The following is a 15,072-nucleotide window of genomic DNA, read 5'->3' as shown; positions in this document are numbered from 1 at the left end:
GTTACCACCCTCTCATTCATATAAGTTCTTCATCGAATTTACTAAGGATTCATAGGAATCCTCGAATTGCTTAGCGGTTATCGGTTTACTTAATAGGTATCCCTGCACCTCATCGCACTCGTAGCTTTTTAAGAGGTCAAGCTGCTCCTTCGTTTCGACACCCTCCGCGATTACCTGTAGCCCTAAGTTATGCGCGAGCATAATAATCGCCTTTACGATATTGACGTCATCATCGTCATTCGTAATATCCTTCACAAAGGATTTGTCAATTTTAAGGCTGTCGATCGGGAACGTCTTTAGGTAAACGAGCGAGCTATAACCCTTCCCAAAATCATCAATGCTAATACATACACCAAGCTCTTTTAGGTGTTTTAGCACGTGGCGTGCATAGTCCGCGTCCATTGCCATCGACTCCGTGATCTCAAGCACTAGATAGCAAGATGGCATCTCCGTCTCGTCTAATACATCTTTAACAAAGTCTACTAAATCTGAACGGAAGAATTGCTTTGATGATAGATTCACAGACATTTGAATTGGACGACACCCGTGATCCTGCCATTCTTTATTTTGCCTACATGCTTCCGTAATGACCCACTTCCCAATTTCAAAAATGAGTCCACTTTCCTCCGCTAGCCAAATGAATTGATCTGGATAAATGAGCCCTCTCGACGGATGTTGCCATCTTATCAATGCCTCGACCCCCATGATCTCTCCCGTTATGTTCGAAAATTGGGGCTGATAGTGTAGCACAAGTTCGTTATGCGTGACCGCATGACGTAGATCTGATTCCAACTTAAGCTTATCCATTGAGCTTTCGTACATATCCGATGTATAGATAATATAACGGTTTTTACCTCGTGATTTGGCTTCGTACATCGCTGTATCAGCCGTTACCATAAACGCCTCATAGGAGACAGGCGTCTCTGGATAAAAGGAGATACCAATACTTGTTGTAATATGAATCTCATTCGAGCTTACCATGAATGGTTCAGAAAATTGAGAAATAATTTGATCTGCTAGTCGTACAACATCTTCTTCGTTTGTAAAATCCTGTACGACGAAAATAAATTCATCTCCGCCCATTCTGCCAAGCTTAGTATTTGGACCGATACAATCTTGCAGTCTTTGGGCAACATCCTGGAGTAAAAGGTCCCCTTTTGAATGACCAAATGTATCATTAATCACTTTAAAACGATCAATGTCCATAAATAACACAGCTAAGCGAAGTCGCTCATCCGGTTGGTGTCCATCAATGATTTGCTCCATATCCTGTTGGATATATCGTCTGTTCGGTAAACTTGTCAGATCATCATGGAAGGCAAGATAATTATATTTTTCCTGCATTAAATAACGTTCGGTGATATCTCGAAATTGGCCAAATGCGCCAATCATTTTGTTGCCGTTATAGATTGGCTGTGCATCGAATAGACACACGACTCGCTCCCCATGATCATTGAGGAAACTGAGTTCCACATTCTCAAATTTTTTCTCCTCTTGAATGACTAGTTTGAAGTAGCTACCAGTAAGTTCGGACTCTAAAATACTTCTGCCCAAAACTGAATCACGGCTCTTGTTTGAAATCTTTTCAGCGAATTCATTAAACTCTGTTGTGACACCTACTTCATCAGTAATAACCACACCATTCCGCGTTCGGCTAAGCATGATTTGATTCATAATATTTAGCTTATGATTTTGCTTGCGTAAAAGGAGCTCACGCTCAATCGAATCAACGACCTGCGTCAGCATCGTTAAATATAGTGGATTACGAAGATCGTAAGGCATCATAATGCACACGCTACCAAGTAAATGGTCCTCGTCCGTATACGTAAAGACAGCCCCGTAGCAAGCAACACCATGAAGGAACGTGTGATAGTGGTTGTCTCCAATGAGACTGATTGGACGTTGCTCTTGAAGCGTTAGACTAATGACATTGGTCCCCGTATCTTCCTGCCTAAACAGGCTTCCGTTTTTGATGCCTAGACTTTCGACCATCTGCTGAATCGTGCTATCTCCCGCCATCTCAAGTAGATACCCTTCTGCATCAGAAATAACGATAAACAGCGGAGTCCCTTCAAGCGATTTAAGTAACTTGTCGATGAAAAAGCGTACGACTTGAAGTATTTCATTATAAGAATCTCGCTTCGAAGCTAATGCAGACTCCGACAAGAAATGCTTTGGTGAAGAAACGACATCAGGATCCATCCCACTTTCCTTACATAGCTGCTTTGATTTTGTGATGAAGTAAGGTTCATCGATCTTCATATTCCGCCCCCTTTGTGCGTGAATCGACCAATTATGATAGTACTTATATTTTATAGCTTCCTTTTGATTATGGCAAATGTTTCCGTGTAAATGATAAAAAAGGGGGAGATTTATTGACTATATTATTTTGATTACAGGGCGTAGAGGATAGAAAGTGAGGATTACTGTGGGTTGCGTTGAAGCTGGAGGGGATGTTGGGTGTGAATTAATAGGGGGTTACTTTTGTTAGTCGAAGGTGGTTTTTGTCGAATGAAGATTTATTTGCTTCATATCAGGTGGGAATTGCTTGAAATCAGGTGGCGCTTGCTTCAAATTGAGGTTTGTTTGCGTTACATCAACTTAAGGTTCTTATAAGTCAATTTAGATTACGTTTGCATCAAATCAAAAGGAGAATGCGTCACTTTGGACTTCGTTTGAGTCGGTTCAAATCGCTTTAAGTCAAAGTGCCATTGGTATGCATCATATGCTTGTTTGATTGCATCAACTAAGGGGTCTGTTGCATCACTTAGGCCTCCGTTTGCGTCAGGCAATTTGGTTTACACCAACCAACTCCCTTTACTCCAAACCACAAGCACCCCACCATCTGTATGGCGAGGTGCCTAGCATCAAATCACTTTTACCAACTAAAAGGGCCTCCACCAGTAGCTTTCTATTCGATCATCTACCTCTGCGTATTCATCGAGAGATCGATCATGAATGGCTTTTAGTTGGTTCGTTAGCTCCCACAGTCGGTCAACACTTCCACCTTCAAAATTTGCAATTTCTGAATTATATGCACCCATTACTTGCGTGCTATCCTCAAAAACATGTCTGTAATTTAGCTCATTCGAAAACATCTCTGTCAAAAAAGCATTATAAGCAAAATTTACATAGAAAGAATAAGGGGCTGTTCTGCCGTCTCGCGTTACCATACTTTCTGCCTCAAGCTGCTTGTTTGTATACGTCATTAAATCGTAAAGTGTTCGCGTCTCGCGCCTTTCAATAGCTAACCTATCTAATTCACGATTATCCAACCACTCCACCACATACAAACAGCCAATTAAAATAGCAAACGCACTTAACCCTACTATAATTGCCTTTTTCACAGCTTCTCCCCCTAGTCGCACGTCATGAACCTACTTTTTTAGAAAATGATGTACAAGTTACTCTTGATTGTTTTTTATCTATATTATCTAATCGAATCGATGTACTCTTTCACGTCCTTTTCTATCAGGCGAATCGTTATAGCTAATAAAGTGGTTAGTACAAGTAAAAGAAAAGGAAAGCTGGTATAAAAATTATCGAACTGTATATGAGGCAAACGAAAAACTAGAATGAACAGACACAGCCCACTTACCATAAACAAAATTGTGGATAAACGTCTCATTCGAGAAAACATGTTTACTAGCCCTCCTGTTTAAGGATGATTGCACGTTTAATTGTGTTCGATTTCTGTGAGTGTTCTTATCATTTTTAATCAAGCACTTATACAATGCGATAGCTAAGAAGTCATTTTTTAAGCTCACTCATCGTGGAAAATGTTAATAGATACACTCTAATTTTACCATTAGTGATACGATGTACATAGGTATAAATTTTGATGACAGCATTTTTCTAGAGTATTGAAAAGTATATATGTTTGCTTTGCGTCAAGCGAAGTTCCGTTTGCTTCACTTGAAGCGATGTATGCATCAGATCGAAGTGAAAGTGCGTCAGTTGAAAAGTCGTTCGAGTATCCCCATTTTGGCATGCGTCTAATGACCGCTCGTTTGCTTAACTTGGCTTAGCGTTTGCACCAAATTTAAAAGTGAGCGCGTCACTTAGGCTTTCGTTTGCATCAGTTCAAATCACCTTGCGTCAAAGTGGCATTGGTATGCATCATATTGGGTTTCATTTGCATCAAACAAGGGGCTTGTTGCATCACCTAGCTCTACGTTTGCGTCAGTTGCCTTTTTTTTGCATCAAATGGACGTCCATATGCGCCAAGCAGAATAACTCACCGCTTATATTTAGAAAAAAACTACTTTTCCTCACAAAAAAAGAAGAGCAGTCAGCTCTCCTCCCATTATTCTCTCACGCCACCGCTCTGCAACCCCCTAAACACCACTTCAAAATCATTCTTCGAAAAGATCACAGGCACCGGATAGAAAGGATTTGCCTCCTTATAAGCTCGCTCCACCATTTCAGGAATGTCGCTCTTTTTGATGTCCGCTATAAACGAAGGGATACCCATCCGTTCGTTTAATTCTTTGATCACCGCTATGAATAAAAGCGCCTTGTCCTTATCTGTATGAGTAGAATCACCAATTCCTACATGGTCCGCTAGTTCTGCAAGTGATGGATAAATAACAGGACCATAATAGTCTAGCACGTGCGGCAAAATCACAGCGTTCGCTAATCCGTGCGGAGTGCCATAACGCCCTCCTAGCGCATGCGCAATAGCATGCACATTTCCAACGTAAGCTTTCGTAAAGGCCGCGCCAGCATAGTAGGAAGCCTTTAACATCTTTTCTCGAGCAGAAAGATTCGAGCCGTTTGTATAGACCTCTTGGATATTCTCAAAAATGAGCTTCGTTGCTTTTTTACTCAACTCTCGCGTCTCCTGCGTGCTACTCTGACCAATATAGGCCTCCACCGCGTGAGTCAAGGCGTCCATCCCAGTCGCAGCCGTAATAGCCGGCGGGAGCGTCTTTGTTAGTAGCGGATCCAACACAGCGTAGTGAGGGATGAGCGAGATGTCTGTGATCACATACTTCTCATGGTTAGCAGGATCGGTCACAACAGCTGCGATCGTCGCTTCGCTACCAGTCCCTGCTGTTGTCGGAATCGCGACAAGCGGCGGGAGGGTCTTCATGATTTTAAGAAGCCCCTTCATCTCTCGCACAGATTTCTTCGGCTTCACAATTCTTGCGCCAACCGTCTTCGCGCAATCGATAGCGGAGCCACCGCCAAAGGCGATAATTGCGTTACAGGCGTTTGCTTGATACATCGCCACGGCCTCTTCAATATTCGCAATCGTCGGATTCGGAACGGTCCGATCATAAATGGTAACGACGATTCCCTCTCTTTCAAGCTCACGCAAAAATGCGTCCATCAACCCTAGCTTTACGATATCTTTATCCGTCACAACGAGAACGCGATCCAACCCCTCCTTGCTCAGCACCCTCGGTAGCTTTAAAACGCTCCCCTCCCCTTCAATAATCAGTGGGCTTCTCCAAGGTAATACGGCCGAGACGAGCCTCATGACGCCCTGATACACGCGACAGTACAGTCGGAATAACACAGTAAATCCTCCCCCTTCTCTCTACACAGAAACTACTGTTGATCTTTCTTTAGTAAGCAGCTAATTCACAGCTCAAGCTCCTTCACGCTCCGCTAAATACTTGATTCGCTCCAGCGCCTTCGGTAGCCGAACTTCAAACGTCTCTTCCTTCTCCTCCGGAATATCTGTTTGAATCTCGAGATGCGTCATCCCATCCTGCTCTTTTAATGAATAACTCTCCTGTCCACCAGTCCACTCATCCTCCCGCGTTAACTGCCCACTTTCCTGCGTATCCGCAGCATGGCTAAACAACACGTAATCGTTTGGACGAAGCGTCTTTACTAGACTCGTGACCCCATATCCATTGACCGACGACATGAATTCCACCGTGCTTCCCTCCACCAAAGCACCTCTCATATACATCCCCTCATCAATCAGGTCTCCCCAATCGCGGAATGACTCGTCGTCCCACAACACTCGCCAAACCCTTTCTTTACTAGCACTTATATGGATAGAAAATACGATCGTTTTCATGTATTCATTCTTCCTTTCTATTAGTAATCTACATCGTCATAATTATTGCTTCAGTCTTTATCCAGCTTCGAGAAGTGATAATCAAAAAGCATTTTTCCAGGATATTTTTTGAGGTCTTTATACTTCCAACGATGATATTCATTCCAATAGCTCACCATACGATCATAGCTAGTTCGGAGCTGTTCCTTATTTTCGGACCAAAAATGAGCGAATTCCTTTGAATTGGTGTCCTCTAAACTTGCATACATATCTTGGATAATCGCAAGCACATATTCGTCTGAGAGTTTTGCAAGGTATGGGATTACCCAGTAGTTTTCTGAAGCAATGAGGGCACGCGCATGCCAATGTCTCTCATGTCCGTCATGATGACGAGTATACATACAGTGCAGAATTACTTGTTGGCGAGGGTTACATTCGTTCAAGAAGTCCAAATCAAGTTTATTCCAGTAAATTCTGTATGGAAATTTAATATCAACTCCGCGTTGCTTATAATGACACATGTCGCTGTGATCAAGTAATCTATTAATAATGACTTTTTTATGATAAAGGCGCTGTCGTATATATTCGACATCTGCCTGAAATTCTCTCGGGAACGCTTTTTCGAAGCCGAACACACTCATTTGATCTATTCCTCTCTATCTCGAATTTTTTTGTCATGTTCCATTCTACAACCTGCATGTAAAACCCTGCATTAATGTCTTCCCACACTAAAAAGCCAGAGTATCCCTACCCTGACTTAGCATCTCGTACCTTCTCCACGTTATCTATATTCATTAACCAAAGCACACTCACACCTATGTAGTAGATCGCTAAAATAGAGAGATTGTCCGTGACATTTTCCCAAAGAGGCTTGGAAAGGACGAACTGCCCCCAGAGAAAATAGCTACTGAAAAGGATGAGTGGCATGACGAGGTGCAGCATGCTGTATAAGACTTTATGTGCGTTCAATTATATTCACCTTCCTCAACCTTTTACAAAATCTCGCTTACCCATACTACTAAAAGAAAAACTCCCACAAGTAAGCTCGCAACACCAATGATGGATCGTCTGTTTTTTAGTAGACTCTCAACCCCTAAACTTAAGATTGCCATACTCATGAAAAAAAGCATGTAGCTCGTATACGTGTCTGTTGATTGGATCAAGCCAAGGACTGCCGATATGATTGTGAGCACAGCGAATATCGTGCCGACTACTTTTATTATCATCATGATCCCTCTCCAGCCTCACTCCTATATGCCCTTCAAGAATATCGCTTTTTTCGTTTATTCGCCTCTAAGGACTTTTCTGTATTTAAGAAAATATCGATTCTTTTCGACAACATATTCTGTCAATGAAGATAAGGAAGACCTAGAGTGACGTATTTGCATGGATAATATTGGATATATGATGAGATCATGGTTATATTTTGGCAAGAAAAAAACACCTACTCTGATTAGGAAGTGTTTCAATCCATGCATGACCTATCCTATTTCTTTTCTGTCAAAATGAAGTCCCATAAAAGAATCGTAGATGTAGCATCATTTCGATGGACCGTGATAGTGAGTGTGTCGGCCTCTCGCAGTGGCATTTCAAAGGAATTTGGTCCTGGAGTCATGTTGCTTAACAAGTAGAGATCCGCTCCAGCTTCTCCATCATTCAAGCTAATCTCGACTTCCACTTCTGATATAGGAAAATCATCGGGAACGCCGATAAATCCAGTAAGAGAGTAGTAGTTCCTATTCAACTGATACGTTACACGGTCTGGTTGCTCACTATCAACTAGTACATAGTTAGTGGTCACGTCCACTTCGCCACCTCTGATGGTAAAAGGTGCTTCCCCCGTTTCCCAAGCAAACGATTCGGTCATTGGCGTTCGTTCATGAAGACCGAACGCCTCTCCAGGCTCAACTTGTGTCACCTTCGCATAGGCAACATGGAAAAGATGCACGATCGTGATCGTTGTTACGGCTAAGGCAACGCTAATCACGATTATTCTTGAGAAAGTGACGAGCCTTAACGGCAATTTCCCTCGACCAATAACTTGAGCAACGTAACCGATTGTAACACCAAGCCCATTTGTCAAAATATCCTCCGCGTCAAAGCTACCTAAGCCAGTAGCCCATTGAATAAGCTCAAGTGTCGTAATGACCAGTAAAAAGACACCGATAATCTTAGGAAAACGGACTTTAACAAGTAGCGGAATAATGAATCCATAAGGTATAAAGGCTAAAAAATTGGCAGTATTATAAAACCAATACCACGTAACTCCATTTATCGGTAGAGACAATGGTATCGTCGAAGGTATAAGATTAAAGCCGCCTGCCCCAAGTGACATGCTCCGTCCAAAGCCAATATACAAAAAATACAGCATTACAATTGTGTAAACAGCCAATGCAAGTAGTGCGATGAGCCTTGCTCGTCCCAATAACATCATTCGTTCCTTCTCTCCTATAATGAAGTAGTTAAAAAAGGTATCCAGTTTGTCTCGTTTATTTGTGAATCCCTTCTCTCATGAGCGCCGCAATCTGTTGCTCATTCGTCTGCGAAATCTTCTCGAGTTCGTTTATGACAAGCCCTCTCCGCTCCTCAGAGTGATTCTGGCTAAGCTTTGCCTTCGCCTCGATCTTCGTAATCGCTATCCGAAAGCCTTGCACGCCTTTGCTCAACCCAGCCACATATGTTTCATCCACATCATCGAGCTTATATCCGCTATCCTGTGCCTCGTAGTAATCAACCAGCTGACGTAACGACTCACGCAGCTCCTGCTCATCATGGACGAGCTCCACTGTGCCATACACGTGCGCCGTCACATAATTCCATGTCGGCACCGTCTGATGCGTCTCATACCACGAAGGCGAGATGTAGCAGTGCGGACCGTGGAACACCGCAAGCACCGTCTGCCTCTCGATATCACGCCACTGCGGATTCGGGCGCGCAAAGTGGCCACAGAGATGCGTCTTCTCTTCATTAAAAAGGAGCGGTAAATGCGTCGCGTGAGGCATCCCTTGATTTTGAGAAAAGAGTGTTGCAAAGCTATTATCTTGTATAATCTCATGCATGGTTTGTTCGTCGGTAATCTTGTAGTAAGGGGGAATGTACATGGGAATGCTCCTTTCGTTGGTAATAGGGGTAGCCTATCATTTGGTTTGTTTATTTTTCAGACCGTTGATTTATTTTTAAAATGACCTCCTTTTCAGTAATCATCGCTACTTTCAGTTTAGTTAATCTAATGATTATATACAAATACAAAAAATCCGAACCGCCTGCTCAAGAGATATGAAAAGCAAATTCGAATAAACAATTTCCCTCTGAGCAGAGCCGATAGGAGGCACAGATTTAATAAACTCATTTAAACTAGCTCGCATCCACCTAAAAGGTAATCCTATTAAGACAACCTAAATCAAGCTGTCAAGAGTCTCCACCCCAACAGCTTATTTTCTAAAGTTTTATATACTAATCTTTTTTCCTTACAATAATCTTAGGCTCATATTCACTCAGTACTTCAAACGTATCTGTTGTCGTCATAAACAAATGGTGTTCAGCAGCGAATACGTCACTTCCTGGTCCTGAGAGTTGATCGTGCCAACGCATAAAATCAGAGTTGATCATTTTGTAAAAACACCATTCTGTCGTTTCCGATCCAAAAAATTCTTTTCTCGCATCTGCAGCTATCTGCACGAGATCTCCACGTTTAAACTCCTCCGTAAACCTCACAGACCAAACGTACATGCCATCCTTATTTTGATCGTACACGATGTGGAATTCATTTTCTAAGTCGTCCGTAAAAATGAACGTTAAACCATCCTCATACGTCATAGATGTAAAGTGTAAGGAGTCTTTAAAGCCTTCAATAGGTTCCCATACTTCTAACTTTTTATTACTCATACTTATTGCCTCCAATCTTCCTTTTCATCTCGAATGATAATTAGTAGATAGTGGGCTTTTTGACTGATTGGCGAGAGCGATATAACGTGATTATTTAAGTACACTGCTCTTGATGCTATCGTAACTCTTGCAATACCACACACTCCACATGACTGGACGATGTAATATTGACAATCCAAACATAGATGTTCAGTGTTCGCCTTATTATACTTTACATCATGCCGCCATACCGTCCAAAACTTTAATATCTTTAATATTTATTTACTAAACCGTGGTATAAACTCCGACTTGTTTTAACGTTAATTCACAACCTTATCCAATTTGAACCTTCTAGTTCGAACTTGATTAATTATAGTTTTCAAAGTTTTTCAAATAGTGTCAAATACACCGCTATATAAACTTTTGGCGAAATATCACTTTCAAAGTTTATGCTATGTTATCAAAGAAGTCGGCACATAATCGGCACGCTGTCAGTGCCGATAATCTTATTAAAATTTCCAAACACTATTTTCACAAGTTTATACAAATCTAACTTATAAATAAAGGTAATGCGGTTTTAATATCTCTTTAAAGTCTTCTTTACTAATAATATTACTTGTGTAAAATTCATATGTTTTCACTAGTGTTGCATTAAAATCTTCGATTTGATTTAATCTTCTAAAGATTCGTGAATCTTATTTATTGTAAACAAAAAGTCCTTTATAATGGATAAGCCAGGTGGGAACCCGTCTAAATCCACATATAAAGGACCAACTCATGGTTAATTGTCACGGAAAACATCATTTGAGCAATGGGCTTCTTCCATTGACTTTGCTTTATTAGATGGACTCGTCGAGTCCATGAATACCGACTACTACACAAAGAAATTAACGACAGAATCCCTTCTGAAACTCTTGCTTTATTCGCAGCTCGAAGAGCTTGAAAGTCTTCATGAGGTCAGTGATCATCTTTTTAATGATGATCTCCAGCGAGAAATCGACCTCGATTCGATTAGTGTTTCGCAATTATCACGGCGTCTGAACAACTTGAATCCAGATCTTTTTCAACGGCTTTTTCTTGATCTCGTCGCTCAAATAAATGCGAAAACCCACTATACAAAGCTCATCATGCCCGTTAAGATCATTGATTCTAGTACCTTACCGTTAAATCTAACCAATCATAAATGGGCATCGTTCCGGAAAACAAAAGCCGGCGTGAAACTCCACTTGCGTCTCGTTTTTATGGAAAAAGGCATGTCTTATCCAGAAAAAGCGGTCCTTACACCAGCGAAAGAACATGACCTTGGTCAGCTAGAAGTCATGGTCGATGATAAAGAATGCATTTACGTGTTTGATCGTGGCTACCTCGACTACGAGCGCTTTGATCGGATGACTGATGATGGTTACTTCTTTCTTACTCGATTGCGCAAGAACGCAGTTGTACGCAGGATTTATTCCTTTCGAGTGCCTGAGAATGAGGCGATCTTATCGGATGACATGGTCGTGATCGGAACATCTCATAATCGAGCTGAAAACTATTTTCGCGTTATCAAAATTGTTGATTCGAAAGGGAATGAGCTCTCTTTACTGACAAACCGCTTTGATTTAGATGCAGAAGAGATCTCGGAGATGTATAAGTCCCGTTGGGCCATTGAGTTATTTTCAAATGGATCAAGCAACATCTCAACATTAAAAAGTTCTATGGTCAGAGTGATAAGGCTATTTATAATCAGGTATTTATCGCGTTGATGGTCTATTGCCTTCATGTGCTTGTTCAACTTGAAACAGGTAGTAAACGAAAAACGCTACAAATTAGCCGCTATCTACGAGCTGGATTATGGAAGTCCGCACACTACTGGATACGCAAGATAAAAGGAAAAACAGTCCCCTAAGGGACTTGTCGTCGTTGTTGCACAGGCATAGATGTATATTTTTTTACAAATAGACGGACTCACCTTTAAAGAGTTATTGTCTTTTTTTACTTTTTTGAACAAGGATTATTAATCTGAATTTTCAGAACTGAAGTAAGGCGTTTTATGCAACACTAGTGACCCCAGTTATTTTTCAGAAAATAGATAGGTTGTGCTCCGCCATATTATTTACTCTTTGCAGACATAGAAGCTACCTTACAGATTCTACGTACTCTTTTACATCATTTACTATCACTTGAAGTGTTAACGTTAAAAGTAAGCTAATCATTAGCAGTAGTAAAGGCAAAGAAGTGAAAAGAGCGTTCCAATTATCATTAGGTAGTCGCAATATGATCACGAATAAGCTAATACCACTTACCACAAAAAATAGTGTTGATAACCGCCTCATCCTAAAAAACATTTTTCTTCCTCCTTCATTTTTAACCGACTCCTTTATAAGTTAGTTAAGCACCCTCCCATGTCAATTTTTATTAGATACACACTAATTTTGGTTCTTCACCACGAGGTGTAGTTGACACGTAAGCAGATAAAATGAAAACAAGCGACAGATCCTTTATCGTGGAAGTTGTCTAGACAAACACGAGGAGGTTTGCCGCTTGCTACATCAGTTTATCAAAGAATTCATTGATTTGCCACATTACGAGCTAGTAGATGCTAATAAAGAAGATGGAAGCTGGGTGCTTTCTTTATCTGATGTTCCCGTGTGCCATCTGTGCCCAATTTGTTTCGGGAAAACGAATCGTATGACAACGAAAACTCGAACACTCATGCACAGCTTTACGCCACAAACAGGTATCATCTGGGTACGCGTCCCATCGGAACGACGATATTGTCGTCCATGTGGTGCCACTTATACCGTGTGTTTGCCAGGGATTCCTGAACGAGGAAGAGCTACGGATTCTTTTCGCACCTTTCTCTTTGAAGAGTGTCGTGGCCGAGCCATTGCCGATATCTCTCGTCATTTTGATATTCCTTATTCGACGTTGGAAAGATGGTTCTATGAAGAAGCTCCAAAACATGCCCAACATAAGCAAGCAACCCATGTTAGTGTATACGATTTTGCTATGCGAAAAGGTCACACCTACGGTGTGGCGATCGCTGATCTGGAGACCGGACAAGTCTTAGATATTGCAGAAGGGCGAAGTACAGAGTCCGTAAAGCGTGTATTAACTTCATCGGCACCGTATGCTGAGGTCGTAGTTAGCGACGCTGCTTCAGCGATGGCAAAAGCAATTGAGGAGGTTTGCACCTCCGCTGTGCATGTGCTAGACCGATTTCACATTTTTCAATTCTTTACCGATGCGTTAAATAGACGTAGAAAAACTCTCGTATCCGCAGATAAAAAACATGGTGACGTACGTAAAGCGATTCGTCTTTTGTACCAAGATCCAAATGAATTAAAGGATGAGGAAAAACATGAAGTCGAGAAAAGGTTGAAACAAGACGAGCCCCTAAGGGCTCTTTATCAAGCTTTACAGGATATTCGTGCTGTTTTTCAGAGCACCACGAAAAAAGAAGCCAACCAACAAGTAGACGCTTGGTTTAAACGCTGGTCCTTTCATTCTGTTAGCTCCGTTCAAAGTATTGCCAAAACTCTTTCTAAGCGAAAGGCTTCATTAGTGGCGGCTGCAATATTATGAAGCTTCTAATGGCATGATCGAAGGAATCAATAATAAGATCAAACTTATTAAGCGTCGCGCATATGGATATCGAAATAATGAGCACTTTAAAATGCGGATCTATTTAGAGACAGGTCAATCGAATTGACCTGTCAACTACACTTTATGGTTAAGAACCTTAATTTTACCATCAATGATATGATGTATATAGGCAATTATATTGAAGTCTGACCCAATTTTCATATGAAAAAAAGGAGATTGATCGATAATGAAAGCACAATTAATATCGTCCGAAATATATTATAGATTTACCCAAGTTTTACATGGGGGAGCGACAGTTATTTTAGATGCTGGATATGGAGATTCTTCTCAAACGTGGGATTCCATTGTTCATAGCGTACAGAAGCTAGCGTCCGTTTTTATATATGATCGAGCAGGAACAGGAAAAAGCAGCAAAAGTATCAATCCGAGAACTTCTTTATTCATCGTTAAAGAATTAAAAGAACTCATAGAGAAAGCATCTGTGCCTCCTCCATATATATTGGTCGGTCACTCTTTCGGAGGAATTAATATGAGGGTATTTGCATCGACTAACCCTGATACTGTTGTGGGTTTACTACTCCTTGATACTCCTCCCACAACATATAAGGAGAACTTTTTACCTACCATGCCATCCTCATTTCAAAAGGCTTATACTGAACAATTTACTAGCGAGGGGAATTACGAGGAATATCACTCAAGTTTACAGCTGGCGCATCACTCTCCCATAAGGGAATCAATTGAAACGTTCATACTTGCGGCAGGTAATAAAAATCTTTATACTACCGCTTCACAGCAATTGTGGAACAAGTTACAAATGGAGGAAGCCGATTTCTTTACTAATTGCACATTCTTCATCGTTGAAAACAGCTCACACTACGTTCACCATGATCAACCTGATCACGTTATTAATGCGATTAAAGGACTAATAGAAAAGAAGAGAGAAACGTAAATTTTCCTCTCTTCTTTGTATTAATTTGTATTTTAAAAAATATTTTTTTCGTTTATAGAAATGGAACGTACCGTTTGAGGGGCAAGCTATCTGCCATAAGTGTTAGATGTCCCCTTCGTGTTGATCGCTAATATATACTTACTTCATTGAAATAATTGTGCCGTCCTTCTTATTTATATGCAGGCTTAGCTTTTTTGGATCAGGGTTTTCCCCTTTCCGGTAAGACTTATACCCAATAAAGAAAGCGATACTTCAGAAATTTCCCAATCTCCAAACCTTCTTTCTATGCCCAAACTAACGTCTTCTACATTAGGTAAGTCAAACGTATTACTCCAATTACCATCTATATACGTTTCGTATGAAATAATTTCTCCTAATATATTCTTTAATATCGTTAAGGTCAAATATATAGTCTGTGTAGGAATTACTAGATGATTGACTCTCCTCCAACTCATCATATATGACTGTGGCGTCTATTCGCTTCCTCACTTCTAATTGACCTCATGAAACCCAGCGATTCCCATTAGATTATCTACAGTATAAAATAAAAACCGCTCAATCCCTTATAATGCGAGAATTGAACGGTCTATTTAATTATGTGTATCATTTTGGACTTTATCAGTAGCCTCCCGTCCGATAAAGGGGGATTGCC

The 15,072-nt window shown here is 41.0% G+C and carries 14 protein-coding genes and 2 pseudogenes; 4 read left to right on the top strand and 12 right to left on the bottom strand.

From position 1 onward, the window contains the following. Positions 1-12 precede the first annotated feature (12 nt). The 11 genes from FLK61_RS05595 to FLK61_RS05545 all read right to left on the bottom strand — a co-directional run bounded on the left by FLK61_RS05595 (position 13) and on the right by FLK61_RS05545 (position 9,901). The gene (locus FLK61_RS05595) at positions 13-2,262 is read right to left on the bottom strand and encodes an EAL domain-containing protein (protein ID WP_176008526.1); all 2,250 of its coding nucleotides are present in this window, start codon (positions 2,260-2,262) and stop codon (positions 13-15) included. Positions 2,263-2,627: 365 nt separating this feature from the next. After that, positions 2,628-2,792: a hypothetical protein gene (locus FLK61_RS05590; protein WP_176008525.1), complete on the bottom strand. Its 165-nt coding sequence runs from the start codon at positions 2,790-2,792 to the stop codon at positions 2,628-2,630. A gap of 93 nt (positions 2,793-2,885) precedes the next feature. After that, complete coding sequence (locus FLK61_RS05585) at positions 2,886-3,347, bottom strand: hypothetical protein (RefSeq protein WP_176008524.1); 462 nt, start codon at positions 3,345-3,347, stop codon at positions 2,886-2,888. 959 nt (positions 3,348-4,306) lie between these two features. Then, positions 4,307-5,485, bottom strand: coding sequence for an iron-containing alcohol dehydrogenase (locus FLK61_RS05580; RefSeq protein WP_176011145.1), 1,179 nt, complete (start codon positions 5,483-5,485; stop codon positions 4,307-4,309). 111 nt (positions 5,486-5,596) lie between these two features. Beyond that, complete coding sequence (locus FLK61_RS05575; protein ID WP_176008523.1) at positions 5,597-6,037, bottom strand: SRPBCC domain-containing protein; 441 nt, start codon at positions 6,035-6,037, stop codon at positions 5,597-5,599. A 50-nt stretch (positions 6,038-6,087) separates the two neighbouring features. Further along, entirely contained in the window at positions 6,088-6,657 is a 570-nt protein-coding gene (locus FLK61_RS05570) for a hypothetical protein (protein WP_176008522.1), read from the bottom strand. A gap of 106 nt (positions 6,658-6,763) precedes the next feature. Further along, positions 6,764-6,985 (bottom strand): hypothetical protein, encoded by a 222-nt coding sequence (locus FLK61_RS05565; RefSeq protein ID WP_176008521.1) that lies wholly within the window; start codon positions 6,983-6,985, stop codon positions 6,764-6,766. Positions 6,986-7,008: 23 nt separating this feature from the next. Continuing rightward, positions 7,009-7,245 carry a hypothetical protein gene (locus FLK61_RS05560; RefSeq protein WP_176008520.1) on the bottom strand — a complete coding sequence of 79 codons (237 nt, stop codon included), beginning with the start codon at positions 7,243-7,245 and terminating at the stop codon, positions 7,009-7,011. 257 nt (positions 7,246-7,502) lie between these two features. After that, complete coding sequence (locus tag FLK61_RS05555; RefSeq protein ID WP_176008519.1) at positions 7,503-8,450, bottom strand: VanZ family protein; 948 nt, start codon at positions 8,448-8,450, stop codon at positions 7,503-7,505. Positions 8,451-8,505: 55 nt separating this feature from the next. Next, positions 8,506-9,117, bottom strand: a complete 612-nt coding sequence (locus tag FLK61_RS05550; protein ID WP_176008518.1) for an FMN-binding negative transcriptional regulator — start codon at positions 9,115-9,117, stop codon at positions 8,506-8,508. Between the two features lie 352 nt (positions 9,118-9,469). Beyond that, on the bottom strand, positions 9,470-9,901 hold the full coding sequence (locus tag FLK61_RS05545) for a hypothetical protein (protein ID WP_176008517.1): 432 nt from the start codon (positions 9,899-9,901) through the stop codon (positions 9,470-9,472). Between the two features lie 764 nt (positions 9,902-10,665). On the opposite strand from FLK61_RS05545, the pseudogene FLK61_RS05540 reads away from it, so the two are divergent. Continuing rightward, positions 10,666-11,771, top strand: a pseudogene (locus tag FLK61_RS05540) (IS4 family transposase). A gap of 229 nt (positions 11,772-12,000) precedes the next feature. Here FLK61_RS05540 and FLK61_RS05535 read toward each other — a convergent pair. After that, positions 12,001-12,210 carry a hypothetical protein gene (locus FLK61_RS05535; RefSeq protein ID WP_176008516.1) on the bottom strand — a complete coding sequence of 70 codons (210 nt, stop codon included), beginning with the start codon at positions 12,208-12,210 and terminating at the stop codon, positions 12,001-12,003. A gap of 196 nt (positions 12,211-12,406) precedes the next feature. Between FLK61_RS05535 and FLK61_RS20180 the strand changes: the two genes are divergently transcribed. The 3 genes and pseudogenes from FLK61_RS20180 to FLK61_RS05520 all read left to right on the top strand — a co-directional run bounded on the left by FLK61_RS20180 (position 12,407) and on the right by FLK61_RS05520 (position 14,420). Next, the gene (locus FLK61_RS20180) at positions 12,407-13,450 is read left to right on the top strand and encodes a transposase (protein ID WP_176008515.1); all 1,044 of its coding nucleotides are present in this window, start codon (positions 12,407-12,409) and stop codon (positions 13,448-13,450) included. A gap of 7 nt (positions 13,451-13,457) precedes the next feature. Continuing rightward, positions 13,458-13,577, top strand: a pseudogene (locus FLK61_RS20175) (transposase); the annotation flags it as partial. Positions 13,578-13,697: 120 nt separating this feature from the next. Next, entirely contained in the window at positions 13,698-14,420 is a 723-nt protein-coding gene (locus tag FLK61_RS05520) for an alpha/beta fold hydrolase (protein WP_176008513.1), read from the top strand. Positions 14,421-15,072: the final 652 nt, after the last annotated feature.

This window comes from Paenalkalicoccus suaedae (assembly GCF_006965545.2).
Classification (GTDB): domain Bacteria; phylum Bacillota; class Bacilli; order Bacillales; family Salisediminibacteriaceae; genus Paenalkalicoccus; species Paenalkalicoccus suaedae.
Note: the sequence above shows the minus strand (reverse complement) of the source record. Positions and strands in the feature narration are given on the sequence as shown.